Source organism: Rheinheimera sediminis (assembly GCF_004005375.1).
Taxonomy (GTDB): Bacteria; Pseudomonadota; Gammaproteobacteria; order Enterobacterales; family Alteromonadaceae; genus Pararheinheimera.
In genome coordinates this window covers 1-14,980 of sequence record NZ_RZUF01000045.1, presented here as the reverse complement: position 1 = coordinate 14,980, position 14,980 = coordinate 1, and the positions used below count along the sequence as shown (strand labels likewise).

General features: G+C 45.7%; 18 protein-coding genes and 3 tRNA genes. 15 read left to right on the top strand and 6 right to left on the bottom strand.

The genetic code is table 11. The annotated features are described in order from the left end of the window. Positions 1-224 (top strand): hypothetical protein (locus EMM73_RS20120; RefSeq protein WP_186435299.1); only part of this gene is annotated, 224 nt, incomplete at its 5' end. Between the two features lie 306 nt (positions 225-530). On the opposite strand, the gene ychF is transcribed toward EMM73_RS20120, so the two are convergent. The 6 genes from ychF to lolB all read right to left on the bottom strand — a co-directional run bounded on the left by ychF (position 531) and on the right by lolB (position 5,573). Next, entirely contained in the window at positions 531-1,622 is a 1,092-nt protein-coding gene (gene ychF, locus EMM73_RS19150; protein ID WP_127688373.1) for a redox-regulated ATPase YchF, read from the bottom strand. Positions 1,623-1,700: 78 nt separating this feature from the next. Further along, the gene (gene pth / locus EMM73_RS19145; protein WP_127688372.1) at positions 1,701-2,291 is read right to left on the bottom strand and encodes an aminoacyl-tRNA hydrolase; all 591 of its coding nucleotides are present in this window, start codon (positions 2,289-2,291) and stop codon (positions 1,701-1,703) included. Continuing rightward, entirely contained in the window at positions 2,291-2,893 is a 603-nt protein-coding gene (locus EMM73_RS19140) for a 50S ribosomal protein L25/general stress protein Ctc (RefSeq protein WP_127688371.1), read from the bottom strand. The genes pth and EMM73_RS19140 overlap by 1 nt, the downstream gene beginning before the upstream one ends. A gap of 219 nt (positions 2,894-3,112) precedes the next feature. Continuing rightward, on the bottom strand, positions 3,113-4,057 hold the full coding sequence (locus EMM73_RS19135) for a ribose-phosphate pyrophosphokinase (protein WP_040555222.1): 945 nt from the start codon (positions 4,055-4,057) through the stop codon (positions 3,113-3,115). Positions 4,058-4,128: 71 nt separating this feature from the next. Further along, the gene (gene ispE / locus EMM73_RS19130; protein ID WP_127688370.1) at positions 4,129-4,974 is read right to left on the bottom strand and encodes a 4-(cytidine 5'-diphospho)-2-C-methyl-D-erythritol kinase; all 846 of its coding nucleotides are present in this window, start codon (positions 4,972-4,974) and stop codon (positions 4,129-4,131) included. Next, positions 4,962-5,573, bottom strand: a complete 612-nt coding sequence (lolB, locus tag EMM73_RS19125; RefSeq protein ID WP_186435298.1) for a lipoprotein insertase outer membrane protein LolB — start codon at positions 5,571-5,573, stop codon at positions 4,962-4,964. Before lolB ends, ispE begins: the two co-directional genes overlap by 13 nt. Positions 5,574-5,672: 99 nt before the next feature. On the opposite strand from lolB, the gene hemA reads away from it, so the two are divergent. From hemA to EMM73_RS19055, 14 genes are all read left to right on the top strand, one after another. Then, positions 5,673-6,920 (top strand): glutamyl-tRNA reductase, encoded by a 1,248-nt coding sequence (gene hemA, locus EMM73_RS19120; RefSeq protein WP_127688368.1) that lies wholly within the window; start codon positions 5,673-5,675, stop codon positions 6,918-6,920. A 19-nt stretch (positions 6,921-6,939) separates the two neighbouring features. Beyond that, a complete protein-coding gene (gene prfA, locus EMM73_RS19115; RefSeq protein ID WP_127688367.1) occupies positions 6,940-8,031 on the top strand; it encodes a peptide chain release factor 1 in 1,092 nt (363 codons plus the stop codon). Continuing rightward, positions 8,018-8,905 carry a peptide chain release factor N(5)-glutamine methyltransferase gene (gene prmC / locus EMM73_RS19110; RefSeq protein WP_127688366.1) on the top strand — a complete coding sequence of 296 codons (888 nt, stop codon included), beginning with the start codon at positions 8,018-8,020 and terminating at the stop codon, positions 8,903-8,905. The genes prfA and prmC overlap by 14 nt, the downstream gene beginning before the upstream one ends. A 238-nt stretch (positions 8,906-9,143) precedes the next feature. Continuing rightward, positions 9,144-9,380, top strand: a complete 237-nt coding sequence (locus EMM73_RS19105; protein WP_127688365.1) for a DUF3303 domain-containing protein — start codon at positions 9,144-9,146, stop codon at positions 9,378-9,380. 32 nt (positions 9,381-9,412) lie between these two features. Beyond that, positions 9,413-9,652, top strand: a complete 240-nt coding sequence (locus EMM73_RS20235; protein WP_222422706.1) for a hypothetical protein — start codon at positions 9,413-9,415, stop codon at positions 9,650-9,652. Positions 9,653-9,931: 279 nt separating this feature from the next. Beyond that, a complete protein-coding gene (locus EMM73_RS19095; protein ID WP_127688364.1) occupies positions 9,932-10,186 on the top strand; it encodes a type II toxin-antitoxin system Phd/YefM family antitoxin in 255 nt (84 codons plus the stop codon). Beyond that, complete coding sequence (locus EMM73_RS19090) at positions 10,179-10,442, top strand: Txe/YoeB family addiction module toxin (RefSeq protein ID WP_127688363.1); 264 nt, start codon at positions 10,179-10,181, stop codon at positions 10,440-10,442. The genes EMM73_RS19095 and EMM73_RS19090 overlap by 8 nt, the downstream gene beginning before the upstream one ends. A gap of 193 nt (positions 10,443-10,635) precedes the next feature. Continuing rightward, complete coding sequence (locus EMM73_RS19085) at positions 10,636-12,192, top strand: DUF3369 domain-containing protein (protein WP_127688362.1); 1,557 nt, start codon at positions 10,636-10,638, stop codon at positions 12,190-12,192. Between the two features lie 82 nt (positions 12,193-12,274). Continuing rightward, a complete protein-coding gene (locus EMM73_RS19080) occupies positions 12,275-12,649 on the top strand; it encodes a SirB2 family protein (RefSeq protein WP_127688361.1) in 375 nt (124 codons plus the stop codon). Between the two features lie 63 nt (positions 12,650-12,712). Further along, positions 12,713-13,498, top strand: a complete 786-nt coding sequence (locus tag EMM73_RS19075) for a tetratricopeptide repeat protein (protein ID WP_127688360.1) — start codon at positions 12,713-12,715, stop codon at positions 13,496-13,498. A gap of 47 nt (positions 13,499-13,545) precedes the next feature. Next, positions 13,546-14,397: a 3-deoxy-8-phosphooctulonate synthase gene (kdsA, locus tag EMM73_RS19070; RefSeq protein WP_053425237.1), complete on the top strand. Its 852-nt coding sequence runs from the start codon at positions 13,546-13,548 to the stop codon at positions 14,395-14,397. A 189-nt stretch (positions 14,398-14,586) separates the two neighbouring features. After that, positions 14,587-14,662: transfer RNA gene (locus EMM73_RS19065), tRNA-Phe, on the top strand. A 50-nt stretch (positions 14,663-14,712) separates the two neighbouring features. Continuing rightward, positions 14,713-14,788, top strand: a tRNA-Thr gene (locus EMM73_RS19060). A 10-nt stretch (positions 14,789-14,798) separates the two neighbouring features. Next, positions 14,799-14,874: transfer RNA gene (locus tag EMM73_RS19055), tRNA-Phe, on the top strand. Positions 14,875-14,980: the final 106 nt, after the last annotated feature.

Below are 14,980 nucleotides of genomic sequence, written 5' to 3'. Positions count from 1 at the left end.
GAATAGGTGTTCAGATAAATCAGAATACGCAAAATGAAGATGCAAGACTTTTTTTTGCCAATTTACCTGCGTTAAAGGAGATGGTAAACAATCGTTTTGATGAGTATCAGAATGGGTGGTTAATCCAGTTTCATCAATGGTTATTGAATCTGCAGCCGGTGATTGACTGTGATGAAGTGATTGCCGCTTTCAATAAATTCGCAGAACATTACCGAACAACTTAATTTAAAAAAACATTTTAATTTCAACTAAAAACTCGCTGTTCCACACTGCCATTGTTCGCCTAATCCATGACTTGGAGAGCTACAGTTTTATGGTCTGTGTATCGTGGTTGTAACCACCTATTGCCAGAAATTAACCGGCACCCTGGCAACCAAACTACGGTTAGGGAGTGATCGATGTCCTCAAGGCTAAATGTAACACTTGCCTTAACTTTTATATCAGCCTAAATTTTTTAGGCCAATCTTAGGTACGTAACAAAAAACCGGACTAAAAAGTCCGGTTTTCAAAGCTAACGTAAAACCAAATGGTTAAACGTTAAACAAGAAATGCATGACGTCCCCGTCTTTACAGACGTAGGTTTTACCTTCAACACGCAGTTTGCCTGCTTCTTTGGCACCGGCTTCACCTTTACAGGCGATAAAGTCGTCGTATGACACCACTTGAGCGCGGATAAAACCACGTTCGAAGTCGGTGTGGATCACGCCAGCTGCTTGTGGTGCTGTGGCGCCAACTGGAATAGTCCAGGCGCGAACTTCTTTTACACCAGCAGTGAAGTAGGTGTGCAGGTTCAGCAGTGAGTAACCACCACGAATGACGCGGTTTAAGCCTGGTTCTTCTAAGCCCATAGACTCTAAGAATTCAGCTTTTTCTTCGTCTTCCAGCTCAGCAATTTCAGATTCAATAGCAGCACAGATAGACACCACAATAGCGCCTTCTTTAGCGGCTATGGCTTTGACTACGTCTAAGTGTGGGTTATTTTCAAAACCATCTTCCAGTACGTTAGCGATGTACATCGTAGGTTTGATGGTCAGGAAGTTCATGTACGACACCAGGGCTTTTTCGTCGTCGCTTAAGTCCAGCTGACGTAAAGTTAAGCCTGTCTCTAAGTGTTTTTTAACTTTTTCCAGCACTTCCATTTCAGCTTTGGCGTCTTTATCACCAGCTTTGGCTTTTTTGCTGACACGGAAAATAGCTTTATCGGCGCTGTCCATATCAGACAATACCAGTTCCATATTGATGGTATCGATATCGTCTGCCGGATCAATTTTGCCTGCAACGTGGATGATGTTTTCATCATCAAAACAACGTACTACGTGGCCGATTGCGTCGGTTTCACGGATGTTGGCCAGGAATTTATTACCTAAACCTTCACCTTTAGAAGCGCCTTTTACCAAACCTGCGATATCGACAAATTCCATGGTCGTTGGCAGTATACGTTGTGGTTTTACAATGTCGGCCAGTTGCTGTAAACGCAAATCAGGCACAGGCACCACACCGGTATTTGGTTCGATAGTACAAAACGGGAAGTTAGCCGCTTCAATACCAGCTTTTGTCAGTGCGTTGAACAGAGTGGATTTACCTACGTTTGGTAAACCAACGATGCCACATTTAAAACCCATGGGTGTTTCCTTTGTGCTTAGACGGCAAAGCCGTGCTGTTTGCGAACCGGACGCGCTTAAACTGGACTGATGCCTTATTTAAGCCGCGCTAAAACTATGTAACCTGTGCTGCGCTTTAATTAAGCCATCGCTTAACCAGAGCTCAAAACAACGCATCGATTCATCCAGAGCTTGGTCGATCAGCTTCTGTTCGGATTGCGGTGCTTTGCCCAGCACATAACCTGTGACTAAATCTTTGTGGCCAGGATGGCCAATACCCAGTCGCAGGCGATAAAAATTGGCATTATTGCCGAGTTTACTGGTGATGTCTTTTAAACCATTGTGACCGGCATGACCGCCACCCAGTTTAAATTTAGCTACGCCGGGCGCTATCGCCATTTCGTCGTGAGCCACCAGAATGTTTTCGGGTAAAAGTTTATAGAACTGCGCCATAGCTGCAACGGCTTTGCCACTTAAATTCATGTACGTAGTGGGAACCAGCAGTTTATATTCCTGACCTTGGGTGACAAATTTACCAGTCAGGCCAAAAAATTTAGAGTCAGGACGAAGAGAAACGTTATAGCGGCGGGCAAGTTGTTCTACAAACCATTGACCTGCGTTGTGGCGGGTCTGGCTGTATTCTGGGCCTGGATTACCCAGGCCCACAATTAACTGAATTGCTTCAGTCATTACTCAGCTGTGTCTTCGTCTGCTTTGCCAGCAGGCTTGTTCACAGATACAACGGCTTGGTCATGACCAGCGCCTTTGGCTAACTCAGTGATAGTTACGCCAGCAGGAACTTTCAGATCTGACAAGTGCAGAGTTACGCCTACTTCAACGTCTGCTAAATCCACTTCAATGAATTCTGGCAGGTTCTGTGGTAACACAGTGATAGCCAGTTCGTTGATGTGGTGAGCAACTACGCCGCCTTTCTTAGTTGCAGCAGCTTCGTTGATGAAGTGTACTGGAACTACAGTGTGTAACTCGTGGCCAGCTTCTACGCGTTGGAAGTCAACGTGCATAACTTTTGGCTTGAACGGGTGACGTTGCATAGCTTTAACTATAGTTTTTACTTCTTCACCGCCAACAACGATAGTCAGGATGTGAGTGTAGAAACCTTCGTTAGCCTGAGCTTGTAACAGTTTAGAGTGATCTAAAGTGATAGACAGAGCTTCTTGATGACCACCGTAAATGATAGCTGGTACTTTGTCTGCGTGACGTAGGCGGCGGCTCGCACCTTTCCCTAAATCAGAGCGGACTTCTGCATTTAACGTGTAAATGGCGTTTGACATGGTATTCTCCAAAAATTAATAGACCCTGAGTTCCGCGACCTGACCCCAGGAAGAAGCTTTTTTGCCTGACGAATTGAAATTCAGCCGACGCAAAAAAGCGCGCTATGGTATCACTGCAGCCTTAAGGCTGCAAATGAAAGCTACAAAAGACAAGTATAAAAAAAGACACCTTTTGGTGTCTTTTTCAAATCTGCAGTCTGAAGTTAATCAGGCGTCTGATTAATCAAACATAGAAGAGATAGATTCTTCATTGCTGATACGACGGATACATTCGGCCAGCATATCGCTTAATGTCAGTTGCTTCACTTTGGCGATAGCGCGAATTTCAGCACTGAGTGGCATAGTGTCAGTGATGATTAGCTCATCAATCACTGAGTTTCTGATATTTTCCGCTGCATTGCCAGAGAACACTGGGTGGGTAGCGTAGGCAAATACTCGTTTTGCACCTTGTTCTTTTAAGGCTTCAGCAGCTTTGCATAAGGTGCCACCTGTATCAATCATGTCGTCAACAATAATACAATCGCGATCTTTGACATCACCGATGATATGCATCACCTGAGACACGTTGGCCTTAGGACGACGTTTATCGATAATAGCTAAATCAGCATCATTCAACAGTTTGGCGATAGCGCGGGCTCGTACTACACCACCTATATCCGGAGAAACTACCACTGGTGCAACAAATTCGCGCTTACGCATATCGTCCAGCAAAATAGGGCTGCCAAATACATTGTCTACTGGGACGTCGAAGAACCCCTGAATTTGTTCGGCATGTAAATCTACGGTAAGTACACGGTCCACACCAACGCTGGATAAAAAGTCAGCTACTACTTTGGCAGTGATAGGCACACGGGCAGAGCGCACGCGTCTGTCCTGGCGGGCATAACCAAAATATGGAATTACCGCAGTAATACGACCGGCAGAAGCGCGGCGTAAGGCATCTACCATGACAATAAGTTCCATCAGATTATCATTGGTTGGAGCACAGGTAGACTGGATAATAAAAACGTCAGATCCCCTGACGTTTTCATTGATTTGCACACTGACTTCACCGTCGCTAAAACGGCCGACTTCGGCATCGCCCAGTTTGATATATAAACGGCTGGCTATTTTCTTGGCGAGTTCTGGTACGGCGTTACCAGCGAATATCTTCATGTCGGGCACGGCAGGATCCTCAGGGCAATTTATGAGTCCGGTTAATAATACAGCAGGCCTTTTGTGGCGCCTGCTATGCGTCATACGGCATGTTCCAATTCAGTCAGGACAGCAGACTGATTGACCCCTTTAGCAACAAAACCACGCCATGGTGCAGGCAATTTTGCAAGGGTTTGACGGGCACTTAATTCGTCCTGGAACTCGGCAAACACGCTGGCGCCGGTACCTGTCATTCTGGACGGCGCGTATTCTATCAACCAGTCCAGTACCATTGCAACCTCGGGGTAAAGCCGTTTGACCAGAGTTTCGCAGTCATTTTGCCACTCTGAGTCTAGTAGATCTTTCACCGACATGATGGGCGTATTGCGGATTAAATCAGGGTTACCAAAGACTTCAGCCGTGCTGACATGCACCTCCGGCGTCACAATCAGGTAATATTTTTCCGGCAAACTAATGGGTTGTAATTTTTCTCCAACCCCCTCCGCAAAAGCTGTTTTTCCGAATACAAACACAGGAACGTCGGCACCTAACTTTAAGCCGAGTTCACAAAGCTGTGCGTTTGATAGCTTTAATTGCCATAATTGGTTCAGTGCCAGCAGCGTGGTCGCCGCATCGGAAGAGCCGCCACCTAAGCCGCCCCCCATAGGCACTTGTTTATCCAGATAGATTTTTACACCAGCGTTATCCGAGGCAAAAGGCTGTAATAACCTAGCCGCGCGCACTACCAGATTACTGTCATTTTCTATGCTTTTATCCGAACAACTAAAGTGGATTTCACCATCCCTGGTGAGTGTGAAACTAAGCTGGTCGCCACAATCCAGCATTTGAAACAAGGTTTGCAGATTGTGATAACCATCGGCCCTGCGGCCTGTGATATGTAAAAATAGATTCAGTTTAGCCGGCGCTGATAAGGTTAAAGTTGCCATTTACGCACCACTAGCTTAATACTGCTGCCATCGGCCTGAGCTTTTAGTCGGATCTCTCTAGGTAAGGCTAAGGCATCGGGGAAAAACGCCACATAACTGACTTGCCAGTCACGCTGCTGGCTGTCTTTGAGCGTAAAGCTGGTTAAACGGCCTTGGGCGTCCCACTGATGATTAAAACTTTCTGCGCTTGCTACACCTTTGAGCCACAACGGCATTTCTTCAATAGGTAAACTCCAGCCGGATAAATAATCCAGCAGAGCACTGGCCGACTGAGCTTTATGCGTTTCACCCTCGGCTTTGACCGTAGCACCGCGGGCATCGGTTTCCAGTTCAAACACACTGATACCAACAAAGGTAGTCATATTGGCCTGAAAATAAGGCCCTTGTTGTTGCCAGTTTAAACTGCCGCTAACACTCTCTGCAGGGGATTTTACATTTAAGGCTCCGGTCAGAGTAAACTCCTGCAATTGATCTAATTGCACTTGCCGTTGTTGGGCTGATAGCGGAATAACTGGCTTTAGCTGGCTGCTGTTGCTGGCACAACCTGTCAAAATCAGACTCAAAACTACAAAACAACCAGTTTTTATCACTGCAAACACACTAATTCCTTCTCTACGCTTTTTTTAGTTTGGGCTTTTTCGTACAATTCGCCCTCTTTTGACTAACGCCGGTTTTTTCGAAACGGGCCACACAGGTGAATGATCATTTTTGCTTTAGGTATTAACCATAAAACTGCACCTGTCTCCTTACGTGAGCAGGTCGCTTTTGCGCCTGAACAAATTTTGGACGCCTTAAAGGATCTGACCACTCAGACTCAGGTGCCTGATGCTGTGATTTTGTCCACCTGCAACAGAACTGAGCTGTATTTTAGCGGCAGCGCTGAGCAATCGAAACAAGTAATTGACTGGCTCAGCAAATTTCATCAGTTGGACTTAGCCGAATTGCAGCATCATTTATACCTGCATCAGGATCAGCAGGCCAGCAGTCATTTAATGCGTGTGGCCTGTGGTTTGGATTCTTTAGTGCTGGGTGAGCCACAAATTCTCGGGCAAGTGAAGCAGGCCTATAGCCATTCGCGTCAGGCCGGTACTATTAACCCGGCTTTTGAACGTTTGTTTCAAAAGACCTTTTCAGTCGCTAAGCAGGTTCGTACTGAAACAGATATTGGTGCCAGTGCCGTATCCGTCGCTTTTGCTGCGGTAAGCCTTGCCCGGCAAATATTCGGACAGCTCGGCAAAGTGAAGGTGCTGTTGATTGGCGCAGGTGAGACCATAGAGTTGGTGGCTAAACATTTGCTGGAGCAGGGCGCGGAAAAAATTACGGTCGCTAACCGCTCTTATGACAAAGCTGCGGCTCTGGCCAGTCAGTTTAATGGTGAAGCAGTGAGCCTGGCTCAAGTGCCGCAGGCTCTGGCCAATGCCGATGTTGTTATTAGTTCTACCGCCAGTACCTTGCCCATTGTCGGTAAAGGTATGGTGGAACAGGCGCTGAAAAAACGGCGTCATAAACCTATGTTTTTTGTCGATTTAGCTGTGCCACGCGATATTGAAGAGCAAGTATCCGAACTGGAAGACGCTTATTTGTATACAGTGGATGACTTGCAATCCATAGTGCTGCAAAATTTGCAGAACCGTCAGGAAGCGGCGGCTGAAGCCGAGCAGATGATTTTGCAGGGCGTCAATGAGTTCAATTCGTGGCTGAGTTTGCATGGCCAGTTGGACGTAGTGCGCGATTACCGCGACAAAGGCGAAGCCATACGTGACGAATTGCTGGCCAAAGCGGGTAAACAAATTGCAGCAGGGCAGGACCCGGAAAAAGTATTAGCTGAACTTGCGACTAAACTCAGTAACAGGTTGATGCATGCACCAACCAAGGCGCTGAGGCAGTTACTGCAAGATGAGCAACCTCAACAACAATCTTTGATCAACACTTTGTTAGATCTGTAATCAGGTAAATAGAAACAACATGAAAGAATCGGTGTACCGCAAACTCGAAGCTCTGGTCGAACGTTATGAAGAAGTTCAGGCGTTATTAAGTGACGCTGGCGTAATTTCTGACCAAAGTCGTTTTCGTGAGTTGTCTAAAGAGTACAGCCAACTGGAAGAACTGAGCCATGCCTTTGGTTTGTATCGTCAGGCGCAGGAGGATTTAGCCAGCGCTGAAGACATGATGAAAGACTCAGATCCGGACATGCGTGAAATGGCGCAGGACGAATACAAAGCGGCCAAAGAACGTATTGAGCAGTTGGATCAGGACTTACAGATTCTGTTGTTACCCAAAGATCCAAACGACAGCAATAGCTGCTTCCTTGAAATTCGTGCCGGTGCCGGTGGTGATGAAGCCGCTATTTTTGCTGGCGACGTATTCCGTATGTACAGCCGTTTTTGTGAACGCAAACGCTGGAAAGTAGAAATTGTCAGCTGCAACGACGGCGAACACGGTGGCTATAAAGAAGTGATCGCCAGTATTCAGGGCGAAGGCGCTTATGGTATTTTGAAATTTGAATCCGGTGGTCACCGCGTACAACGTGTGCCAGCCACTGAATCTCAGGGTAGGGTGCATACCTCAGCTTGTACTGTGGCCATTATGCCGGAAGTACCAGAAAGCGAAGCCATTGAAATTAACCCGGCGGACTTAAAAGTAGATACCTACCGCGCCTCAGGTGCCGGTGGTCAGCACGTCAACAGAACGGACTCTGCCATTCGTATCACTCACTTACCAACAGGTATAGTGGTGGAATGTCAGGATGAGCGTTCGCAGCATAAAAACCGTGCCCGCGCTATGAGCGTGTTGCAGTCGCGTATTCAGGCCGCTGAAGATGAAAAACGCCGCTTAGTGGAAGAATCGACCCGCCGCTCTTTAGTCGGCAGTGGTGATCGTTCAGAACGTATTCGTACTTACAACTTCCCACAAGGCCGCTTAACGGATCACCGTATCAACCTGACCATTTACCGTTTATTAGATGTGATGGAAGGGGATTTAGACTTGGTGATTGGTCCATTAAGCCATGAACACCAGGCCGACTTGTTAGCTGCTTTGGCTGATGAAAATCGCTAATACTGCTATTGGTAATTCGCCAACTTTGACGCAGTGGCTGCAACAAGCTGCTGCGTTATTGACTCCTTTACTTGAAACCGGCCCTGTATCTGCGGATGCAAAACAGGAAGCCCGGCGTATTCTGTTGGAAGTGCTGGATATCAACGCCACTACTTTGATGTTGTATCCAGAGCGTGAGCTGACCCAAGCTCAACTGCTGTTAGTAGAACCAGTGCTGACCCGCCGTCTGAGCGGTGAGCCTTTGGCGCATATTCTGGGCTACTGGTATTTCTGGGATTTTAAAATCGCTGTTGCCCCTTGCACCTTAATACCCAGACCTGACACCGAACTGTTAGTCGAACAGTCTTTAGCTTTGCCTTTGCCTGCTAACGCCAAAGTGCTGGATCTAGGCACTGGCACAGGAGCTATAGCTTTAGCTTTAGCGAAAGAGAAACCAAACTGGATTGTGACTGGCGTTGATTTACAACCTGATGCTGTAGCACTTGCAAAGCAGAATGTTCAGCTTCTGGCTTTAACCAATTGCCAGATCAAACAAAGCAGCTGGTTTGATGACATAGCAGGGCAACAGTTTGATTTAATCGTCAGCAATCCGCCTTATATCGATGCAGAAGACCCGCATTTAGCTTTGGGCGATGTGCGCTTTGAACCAGACTCAGCCTTGGTAGCACCAGAGCAAGGCCTGGCCGATATTCGGCATATTTGCACCCAAGCCCCACAATTCCTGACTCCTTCCGGCTGGTTATGGCTGGAACACGGCTACCAGCAAAGCGACGCTGTGCAACAAATTCTAACCAACGCAGGTTTTACTTCTGTGCAATCAGTAAAAGATTACGGCGACCAGTGGCGTATCACTGGTGGGCAGCTTCCAGCTTAAGTTTGATTTTTTCCTTTCTTTGAATTACTTCTGCCAAAACCTGCTGTAGGGGCGCGGTTTATCCGCGCCCGTCTGTTGTCTTTGGCGTTATCCAATCGCTTTTATTTATTAATTGCCGAACAAGGAAAGCTAAGATAATTTAGGAACTTAGTTCAACAAAACCATAGAAATTAGCACGCTATTATATTGGTGATTTTGCCAGCGTTTTGCTAAGCGTTATCAGACATAAGGATATATTTTGAAAAAATACATGGTAGTCGAAAACTTTAAACCTGGGCTTATGGCAGAAAACTACAAAGTTTATAACGCCAAAGGCCGCCAGTTTCCTGAGGGCTTGTACTACTTAAATTCATGGGTGAATGCGGAGAAAAACATCTGTTTTCAGTTGATGGAATCGAATGACGAAGCTTTGTTTTACCAGTGGTTTAAAAAGTGGGAAGAGTTCGTAGATTTTGAGCTATATCCTCTTGATTAAGCTGGATAACCCCTCACTCATTTGGACGCGAAATGACAGCTGAAATCCAGGTTAAATTCTCCAGCTATCCGTTAGTGGCGCAAAAGCAGCTTGAAGAGGTGCGCCGTCTTATCTTTGCTGTTGCAGAGGAAGATGCCTTAGGTGTAGTGGAAGAAAGTCTGAAATGGGGGAAGCCAGCTATCTGGTCAAAGGGGGCAGTGCAATTCGAATCGACTGGAAGCCAAAAGATCCTGATGTTATTAAGGTTTACTTTCATTGCCAGACCAGCCTGATCGAAACTTTCAGGGAAATACATCGGCAGGATTTCGACTATCAAGGCAAAAGAGCCATTGTTCTGCCTTTAACTGCCTTTGCTGAAAGCGGGCCATTAAAACACTGCTGCAACTGGCACTGAAATACCATCGCCTGAAATACCTCCATTACTGGGTGTTTGATATAGGCACTTTTTTGCTGTGCTCATTGAAGGTTAGTCAACCTACCTGTTCCAGTTAGCGTACAAGTCAGGGCTTTGAGTTTATACTTGTACTGTAAGTTGTACATGTGGAGGTTTTATGAGAATTGTATCTTTTACAGAAGCAAGAAATAGCTTAAAAGCGCTTTTAGATTCGGTGGTCAATGATGCTGATACCGCGGTAATAACTCGTCGTGATGCAGAAGATGCCGTTGTTATGTCACTCGATTATTACAATAGCCTGATGGAGACTGTGCATTTATTACGTTCTCCTGCAAATGCTGAGCATTTGAATCGCTCAATTGCGCAATTCAAAGCTGGTCAAGTGACGCCACGGGATTTGCTTGATGAGTAGTGGTTTACTTTCATGGACTGACGAGGCATGGAATGACTACTTGTATTGGCAAACGCAGGATAAGAAAACGCTCAAACGTATAAACAAACTTATCAGTGATGTAAAGCGTTCACCTTTTGAAGGTATTGGTAAACCTGAACCGCTCAAAGAAAACTTAGCAGATTTTTGGTCTCGTCGTATAGATGATACAAACAGACTGGTCTTCGCTGTTGATAATCATGCAATTACGATTATTTCGTGTCGTTATTACTATTAAATTAAATCCTTTGTTTAATTGGCAAGCTTAAACTCTGGCAGGACCTGGCCTTATCGTTCATTAACCGCAATCTTTGCTACTTCAATTCCAAAATATTTATATTTTCAACGACTTTGCTTTGACCCTTCCTTGTTTAGCGCATATAAATAAACACAAAGCGATTCAATGCGCGGCAAGCTAAAAGGAGTGTTGCATGGCGAATGATTTTTTGTTTGCTGATGAACCTGAGGAAGTAGTGCATGTTTCCCAAGGAAGTTGGAAAGTTTTAATAGTAGACGATGAGCCTGAGGTTCATGCGGTGACTAAACTTGCGTTAAGTGATTTTTCTTTTCAAGGTAGACACTTAGACTTTATTAGCGCTTATTCAGGCCGTGAAGCCCGAGAAATGCTGGCCAAGCACCACGATGCAGCTATTGTACTTCTGGACGTGGTGATGGAGACCGACGATGCAGGTTTGCTGGTGGCACGTTATATTCGGGAAGAGCTGCATAATCATTATGTGCGTATTATTTTACGCACAGGTCAGCCAGGTCAGGCGCCTGAGCGTCAGGTGATAGTCAATTACGATATTAACGACTATAAGTCCAAAACTGAGTTGACGGCGCAAAAGCTGTTCACTGTGGTGATGTCGAGCTTAAGGTCTTATCGCGATATTCTGGCTATTGACCACAGCCGTCAAGGCCTTGAGAAAATCATCACGGCCTCTGCTGACTTATTTTCTGCGCATTCTATGGAGCAGTTTATTGATGGTGTACTGCAACAACTGACTTCTATTTTGGGAGGTAACGACAATGCTTTACTGGTCAGGTCTTCTTTGGTTGCAGGAAATATTAACGAAGAGGATGACCCAGAGCGTTTAGTCGTATTTGCTGGCTTGGGCCAGTTTGAGAAACAGGAAGGCAAACAGATCAGTGAAGTACTGGAGCCTGCTTTACTGGACGCATTTCACCAAGCGCTTTACAGCCGTAGTATAGTGTACCGCGACAATTATTTAGTGGCCTATTGCACCAGTAAGTTTACGTCGGGTTCTTTGCTTTATGTGTCTGGTTTACCTAATCAGATGACCGAAACGCAAAAGCGTTTGATAGAGTTGTTTTCACAAAATGTACAAATTGCTTATGAAAACGTTCAGTTACAAAGTGAGATCGAAGATACGCAACGCGAAATTGTTTATCGATTGAGTGAAGCCGTTGAGCACAGGTCTATCGAGACAGGTAATCATGTAAAGAGGGTGGCCTTTATTTGCTATGATCTGGCCAAAGCTTATGGTTTGCCGGAAGAAGAAGCGGAAAAGCTGATGTTTGCGTCGCCTTTGCATGATGTCGGCAAAGTAGGTATACCAGACGGTATTCTGAATAAACCTATGAGACTTCAAGGCCAGGAGTGGGAAGTGATGAAAACACACTCCAGCATTGGTTACGAAATTCTAAAGAATTCAAAGCGTACCATTATTCAGGCTGGTGCTGTGATTGCTCAGGATCATCACGAAAAATGGGATGGATCTGGGTACCCCAACGGTAAAAAAGGTGATGAGATCCATATTTATGGCCGCATTGCTGCTTTAGCTGATGTTTATGATGCATTGCGGCACAGACGCTGTTATAAATCGGCTTGGACTTTAACCCAGGTGCTGGAAAAGATTAGTAGCGAGTCGGGCAAGCATTTTGACCCTAAGTTGGTCGAAATTTTTAAAACCCGGGTCGACAAACTTGAGGCAATACTGCAAAAATACCCAGATGACGATGAGTAGCGTTGCTCATGGTAAAGGCCACCTCGGGGTGGCCTTGTCACTTTTAGATTTTTAAGCAAATGAGTGTAAGGAAATTATTTTTATGTATATGGCATTAAAACATTCTCACATGCTGTTTATTGCGCTTAGCGTGACTTTTCTGGCAGTACGGTTTTTATTGAGTTTAAAATCCCCGGCATTGTTACAGAATAAGTTCTTAAAAATTGCGCCTCATGTGGTAGATACTTTTTTACTACTCACAGCTATTGGCCTGATGCTGACTATTCAGCAATACCCATTTCAAACGCCATGGCTGACAGATAAACTCTTTGGTTTATTTGCTTATATTGGTTTGGCGGTTATGGCGTTAAAAGGCCGTACTTTGCTGATGCGCTGGGTTGGTTTTATAGGTGCTTTAAGTTGGTTGGCGCTGGTAGGTAAAGTGGCTGTTACTAAAACCTCAGTGCTTTTTGGTTAAAAGGGCTGATTGCTCAGGATAACCTTGCTTTTTGGTTTTATTTTTCATGGTTTTAGGTAGTACATGAAGTCTGAGTTAAAACAGCAGGGCTTGGCCCTGCTTGAGTTATTATTAGCGATAGAGCAACAGTGGACGGATGCCGGGCAAATTCAGCTGGCCAGAGAGTGCTGGTTTGCAATAGCACCAGCTTCGGCGGAAAAAATTCCGACCATGAATGCGCTGGCCCGTCATGTCGACAACTTTTATCGTGACGCCTTTTTTACTCCACCACTCAAACCTTTGCTAATTGAAGAGATGCATCAGCCCACCTTACTGAGTTACGCCATTAATCAACGCGAAGCCGACCCTTTGGTGTTAGTACTGCTGTTGTTATGCTGGCTGCAACAAGCGGGTTTTGAGAGCGATATAGTGCGTTACAAAGGCGAATATTTAGTTCAGGTGCATTTATCCAAAGCGGAAAAAGTGTGGGTTGATCCATATACTGGCGCCTGGCAATGTTTGTTAAGCCCTGAAAACGGACTTGCTTTAAGTATCACTCAGGAGCTGGCGACACAAAATGTTGATTTTTCAGCCTTTTGCGCTAGCCTTTGGCAGCTACAAAAGCAGCTGCTGTTGGCTTTAGGTAAACGTGAACAAGCGATGGCTGTGGTACAGCATTTATTGGACCAGAAGCCTGGGGATCCTTATTTACACCGGGAGCGTGGTTTATTGTCCGAGCTGTTGGATTATTGGTCATTGGCAATTAGTGACTACCAGTACTTTGTTGATCAAAAGCCGGACGACCCATCCAACGACCATATGAAACAACAAATCCGCCAGTTGTCGTCCTACCCACAATGGCTGCATTAGTTGTAGTATGAGCACAAGTATCCAGTATTTTGTCTGAGGAATAAAAAGTGACAAACCAACATACTATTCAGGTTGGCGCTATTGAAGTCGCCAATAACAAACCTTTTGTGCTTTTTGGTGGCATGAACGTTTTAGAGTCGCGTGATTTAGCCATGCAAGTGGCGGAGTACTACGTTAAAGTCACAGAAAAGCTGGGCATTCCTTATGTCTTTAAAGCCTCTTTTGACAAAGCCAACCGTTCTTCTGTGCATTCGTACCGTGGCCCTGGTATGGAAGAAGGCTTAAAGATTTTTGAAGAGATTAAAAAAACTTTTAACGTCCCCTTGATCACCGACGTGCATGAACCTTATCAGGCCGCTATTGTGGCAGAAGTGGTGGATGTGATTCAGTTGCCGGCCTTTTTAGCCCGTCAGACCGATTTAGTCATAGCAATGGCGCAGACCGGTGCTGTGATTAACGTGAAAAAACCACAGTTTTTAGCGCCGCATGAAATGCGTCATATCATCACCAAGTTTCAGGAAGCGGGCAACGATAAAATTATCCTCTGCGAACGTGGCTCCAGCTTTGGTTATAACAACCTAGTGGTCGACATGCTAGGTATGGATGATATGAAGCAATACGCTCCAGTGATTTTTGATGCGACTCATGCGTTGCAGCGCCCGGGTGGTCGTGCTGATTCAGCTGATGGCCGTCGTGCTCAGGCGGCTCAGTTGGCCCGCTCTGGTATGGCATTAGGTTTAGCTGGTTTGTTTATCGAAGCCCATCCGAATCCAAATGAAGCTAAATGTGATGGTCCTTGTGCTTTACCTTTGGCAAAACTGGAACCTTATCTGCAGCAAATGAAAGAATTGGATCAGTTAGTCAAATCTTTTGCGCCTTTGGATACATCGGCAAATTGATTTTGTTGGGGTGGGCAGGGACAAGCCCAGCCCCTGCAACCCGCCCGTCGTTAATTCCAATTTGATTGCGTAAATTTGGGGCATAAAGGGATGAAAAACGCGCTCTTTGCTCAAGTATTAAGCTAACGATTCAGGCAATTAAAAAATAAGTTGACTTGGTTAGCCGAAATCCGTTTAATACCCCCCGTTGCCCAGATAGCTCAGTCGGTAGAGCAGCGGATTGAAAATCCGCGTGTCGGTGGTTCGATTCCGCCTCTGGGCACCATAAATTTTTGTGATGTGGTTGCGTTGTAGTCCTGTCACACAGTTTAGGTTGCCGCTTTAGCTCAGTTGGTAGAGCAACTGACTTGTAATCAGTAGGTCATCCGTTCGACTCGGATAAGCGGCACCATTCACGTTAGGCCCAGATAGCTCAGTCGGTAGAGCAGCGGATTGAAAATCCGCGTGTCGGTGGTTCGATTCCGCCTCTGGGCACCATAAAAATAAAAAAGCCAGTCTCATAAGACTGGCTTTTTTATTTCATGCCCAACGGCTTCATCTTCGATTACAAAATACATCCATGTATTTTGCCCTTTGGGCCAGC